Raw genomic sequence first — 4,292 nt, 5'->3', positions numbered from 1 at the left:
TGCCGTGGCGCCCACTGCTGCGCCGTGGCCGGCGCGGTGGCCGGCGGTGTGCGAAGCCGGCGGCAGCATGCAGCACAGGCACAGAACGCGCAGGCGAGTCAGCAGGCTGAAATGAGCACCTACTGGCGCTCGTACTCGGCATGCATGCAGGGACGCGGTTATACAGTTCAGTAGCTTTACGGAGATGTATTCAGGCGAGCACGACAACCCATCAGCGAGGAGGCAGCATGGAGACGTCGATCAGGCAGGCACGCAAACGCTGCGGCCTGCGCAAGGACATTAGTGCAGTCGTGTGCGCCGCCGTGACACTCTCTGTTCCCGTCGCCAGCCGAGCAACGGAGGGCGGGATCGGACGGCCGATTACGGGCATGCAGGTGATGCCTTATGCGGGCATCGTGCCGCCTTCGTCGGACTGGATTTTTTCCATCACAACGATCTACTACGAAGGCTCGCTCGGAACGAGCAGGAGCATCCCGGTTGCGGGAACGGTTACAGCGGGTCTCAACTATCACGTCTCGTACACCTTGTTGAACGCGGTGAAGACGTGGGGCGTAACGCTTGGCGGATGGAACTTCGCCACGCAGTTCGGCGTGCCGTTCCAGTGGACATCGGCGTCGTCGTTCGACGGCCGACTGCCGAACGACAAGGCCACGCAATTCGCCGACATCCTGTTCACGCCGGTCGTGGCGGGTTATCACCTGACGAAGACCGACCATATTGCGTTGAGCGTCCAGATGTACGCGCCTAGCGGCGCCTATAGCACCAGCCGGCTTGCGAATGCCGGACAGAACACGTGGACGTTTATTCCAACCGTTGCTTATACGAAGCTCTTGCCGGAGCACAACATTGAGCTTTCAGCGAACTACGGCATCAACTTCTATACACCTAACGATAAAACTCACTATCACAACGCACCAATCAGCGTGCTCGACCTGCTCGCCCTCAAGCGTTTCACAAGCGGTTGGGGCGTGGGTGTGGTCGGCGGATGGATCCAGCAGATCAGCGATGACAGCGGTGGTCTCGCCAACGTCATTGGAGGCGCGAAGGGCCATTCCGTTGGTATCGGACCGATGGTCACATACGCAGGAAAAGTGAGCGGCACGCCGGTATCGGCGTCGCTCAGATGGGTGAACGAATTCGAAGTGCTCAACCGGCCGAAGGGCAATGCCGTCGAGCTTTCGATCAGCGCTACTTTTCAGTAAGGAGGACGATGTGCCAAGCCGTAAGTATCAACCCGCGCGCGTCGCGCTTGCCGTCGCGTGCATCGCGTACGGTATGGGCGCGACAAACGCAATAGCGCAGTCCAGTCCGCAGCCGGCCAGCGGCACGGCAACGACCGTGCAGCCCGAGCGCCAGCAAAAAGCCCTCGATGCATTAGGCGCAATGTCGCAATACCTGCGCTCGCTCAGCCGCTTCGAGGTCTCGGCATCGACCGCAACCGATGCCGTTCTCGACAGCGGCCAGACCGTCGCGTTTCTTCACGAAACCGATGTCAAGGTTCAGCGCCCGAACCGCATGAGGGCGGACATCACAGGCAGCCGCGGCGAGAAGGGACTCGTCTACGACGGTCGCCATTTCACGATCTACGACACGACGCCGGGCTATTACTCGACCAACCCCGCGCCTCCGACAAACGACGAACTCGTGCGCGAGTTGGCGAGCATCTACAACATCGATACACCGCTTGCCGACTTGTTCTACTGGGGCGACGGCAAGGTCGACGACTCCACGCTGACATCGGCGTTGTTCATTGGGCTCGAGCGCGTCGATACACGCTGGTGCAACCACTACGCGTACCAGCAAAGCGGCGCCGACTGGGAGATATGGATCCAGAGCGGCTCGCGTCCGTTGCCATGCCGCATGGCGATCGTCGATACATCGCAGAGTGCGCATCCGCGGCACGTCGTGACTTATCACTGGAAGATCAATCCGGAATTCCCGGCATCGACCTTTACTTTCCGGCCGGCGGCAAACGCGAAGGCTATTGAACTCAAGCCTGCTGTGCGCACGCCGTTTGAGGGGAGTGAATGATGTTTCGCACCAGACAAATTGCAGTTGCCGGCATTGCCGGCGTTTTCCTCGCGACATCCATGAGCGCGTATGCATTCGGCTTTCGCGGCGGCGCGCGCACCAGTATCCATGCGCCGCCGGGGGGCGGTTTCAATGGCGGCGGAGGGTTTCACGGCGGCGGCATGCCGCAAGGCGGCCGTCCGGGTGGCGGCATGCAGCACGGCGTAGGTGAAAGCCATGGTGGCGGAGGCAGTGGCGGCGGCCATAACAACAACGGAGGGGGTGGTGGTAGCCACAACAGTGGCGGAGGCGATCACAACAACGGCGGAGGCGGTGACCACAACAACGGCGGAGGCGATCACAACAACGGCGGCGGCAACGACGGTCACCACGACGACGGTCACCACGACGATGGCCACCACGACGATGGCCACCACGACGACGGCCACCATCATCACGATGACGATCATTACCACGACGGCTGGTACGTCGATCCTGTTGCTGTCGGCGTGGCGGTGGGCGTGACAACGGCGGTCGTGGTCGGCGCGACGGTCGCTACGTTGCCGCCGAGCTGTTCGAACGTGATCGTCAACGGCATCGCTTATCAGCATTGCGGCCCGAACTGGTATCAGCCTCAGTACTACGGAACGCAAGTGCAGTACGTCGTGGTCACAGCACCCCGATAACCCGCTTCATCGCGCGGCTGGTTTTCTGATCGAAACCAGCCGGTCTTTCCTGCGTCACAGTGCGTCATGTACGCATGACGATGATTATCGATCAACCGGAGATGGGTATGGACTCGAATCCGCTGGCTCTTGTCATCCAGGCTCTCGAACGAGCCGCGTTGCAAAGTACGGTCTTGCCGTACAAACGCTTTCACGTGCTGTTTCCGCGCACGGTTCCCTTGACGCGTCGTTATGAAGTACTCGACGCCGCACTGCGTTCTCTCAACGACGCGCCCGACATCGACTATGGCGTGCTGCTCGCGTGCGATAACGGCTTGCCGGGCCCGGAGTTTTTCCGCCGATATCAAAAGCACAGATGGGACATGTACGTTGCCGCAATGGGCGATCCGCGCTTCAAGAGCGCGACGCTCAAGGGCAAGCGCGAGCTGGTGACGGCAGAGCGGCAGCGCGTGCATCAGCACGCGTTGCGGGCAAGGGCGCTTGGCCGTGAGCAAGAACGCGAACAGCAGTGCGCCTGATCACGCCTGTTGAACGGGGTCATGCAACCGGCGACCCCGCCTAACCGCCAATCCCCACGAACCACCGATAGTACGGATTATCCGCATCGTCTTGCATGACGCTGCGGATATTGGCTTGCCACGCATCACGATCGCCACGATACGCATCGAGCCCTGCATCATAGAAAGTGTGCAACGTCGCGTACTCCGCGTGCATCGCATTCACGAACGCATCATCCGCACCTTTGAGCGGCGGCTCCGCGCGCAACGCGAGCAAATGCGTCAGCACATCTGGAAAATCCGCCGAACGAACCCACGCAGCATATTCGATGGCAGGACGATCATCGGTGACGGGCGGCGCATCGGCAGCGTAGTATTCGAGCCCCGCGCGATCCGTGATCCACGTTGCCAGCAACGCCGCAGGCGACTTGATCCCAACTTCGCGCAGCGACGCCGCCACCGTTGGCTGTTCAAAACGTGATGTGATGCGCGGGACATCGAGCTCGATGGGTTGCATTGAACCGACCAGCATCATTTCGTGCAACTCCGTGGTCCACAGCGTTGCGTACGGAAATACATCGACGAAACTCCTGATCAGCGCGCGCGTGTCCTCTTCATTTTGCGTCGGCAACGGCAGCCATTGTGCAACCAGACCTCCTTCCTGCAAACGCGAAGCCGCGAGCCTGTAAAAATCCGACGAGTACAAATTGACTACGCCGGCCGCGGATGGCGGCGGCGGTTCCAGCGTGATGACGTCGTAGCGTTGCGGGTTGCGCAGCAGTTCGCGGCGGCCGTCGTGAAGACGGATATCGATGCGTGGGTCCGTGCTCATGCCGTAGTTGCCCTTGAATTGCGGCGCGGCTGCAACAACCGCCGGCAGCAACTCGGCCACCACACGTTGCTCGAGTCCCGGATATGGCAGCAATGCGCCGCCCGTGATACCCGTTCCCAATCCAATCACGAGCGCCGATCGCGGTTCGCCTCGATGAATGAGCAGGGGCAACATTGCCTGGAGGCGCATGTAGCGCAGGGACGTCATGGCATCGCCGGAATTCGATACGCCTTGAATGTAGAGACGCTTGAAGCGGTTATCGCCGGA

5 protein-coding genes are annotated in these 4,292 nt (G+C 61.0%); 4 read left to right on the top strand and 1 reads right to left on the bottom strand.

Going from position 1 to position 4,292, the window contains the following annotated elements; genetic code table 11:
* The first annotated feature begins 227 nt into the window (after positions 1–227).
* The 4 genes from ACRXB1_RS31670 (at position 228) to ACRXB1_RS31655 (ending at position 3,214) form a co-directional block, all read left to right on the top strand.
* Positions 228–1,202 (top strand): SphA family protein, encoded by a 975-nt coding sequence (locus tag ACRXB1_RS31670; RefSeq protein WP_174362310.1) that lies wholly within the window; start codon positions 228–230, stop codon positions 1,200–1,202.
* Between the two features lie 10 nt (positions 1,203–1,212).
* Positions 1,213–2,031 (top strand): DUF2092 domain-containing protein, encoded by an 819-nt coding sequence (locus tag ACRXB1_RS31665; protein WP_174362311.1) that lies wholly within the window; start codon positions 1,213–1,215, stop codon positions 2,029–2,031.
* Positions 2,028–2,696, top strand: coding sequence for a hypothetical protein (locus tag ACRXB1_RS31660; RefSeq protein WP_449494284.1), 669 nt, complete (start codon positions 2,028–2,030; stop codon positions 2,694–2,696). Before ACRXB1_RS31665 ends, ACRXB1_RS31660 begins: the two co-directional genes overlap by 4 nt.
* Positions 2,697–2,803: 107 nt before the next feature.
* Positions 2,804–3,214 carry a hypothetical protein gene (locus ACRXB1_RS31655; RefSeq protein ID WP_174362313.1) on the top strand — a complete coding sequence of 137 codons (411 nt, stop codon included), beginning with the start codon at positions 2,804–2,806 and terminating at the stop codon, positions 3,212–3,214.
* Positions 3,215–3,254: 40 nt separating this feature from the next.
* On the opposite strand, the gene ACRXB1_RS31650 is transcribed toward ACRXB1_RS31655, so the two are convergent.
* Positions 3,255–4,292 (bottom strand): spermine/spermidine synthase domain-containing protein (locus tag ACRXB1_RS31650; protein WP_449494283.1); only part of this gene is annotated, 1,038 nt, incomplete at its 5' end.

Source organism: Caballeronia sp. M23-90 (assembly GCF_053574605.1).
This window is presented reverse-complemented; position numbering and strand designations above follow the sequence as displayed.

Coding starts and splice junctions, on each gene's coding strand:
- ACRXB1_RS31670 (WP_174362310.1), top strand. CDS start 228: ATGGAGACGTCGATCAGGCAGGCACGCAAACGCTGCGGCCTGCGCAAG.
- ACRXB1_RS31660 (WP_449494284.1), top strand. CDS start 2,028: ATGATGTTTCGCACCAGACAAATTGCAGTTGCCGGCATTGCCGGCGTT.
- ACRXB1_RS31655 (WP_174362313.1), top strand. CDS start 2,804: ATGGACTCGAATCCGCTGGCTCTTGTCATCCAGGCTCTCGAACGAGCC.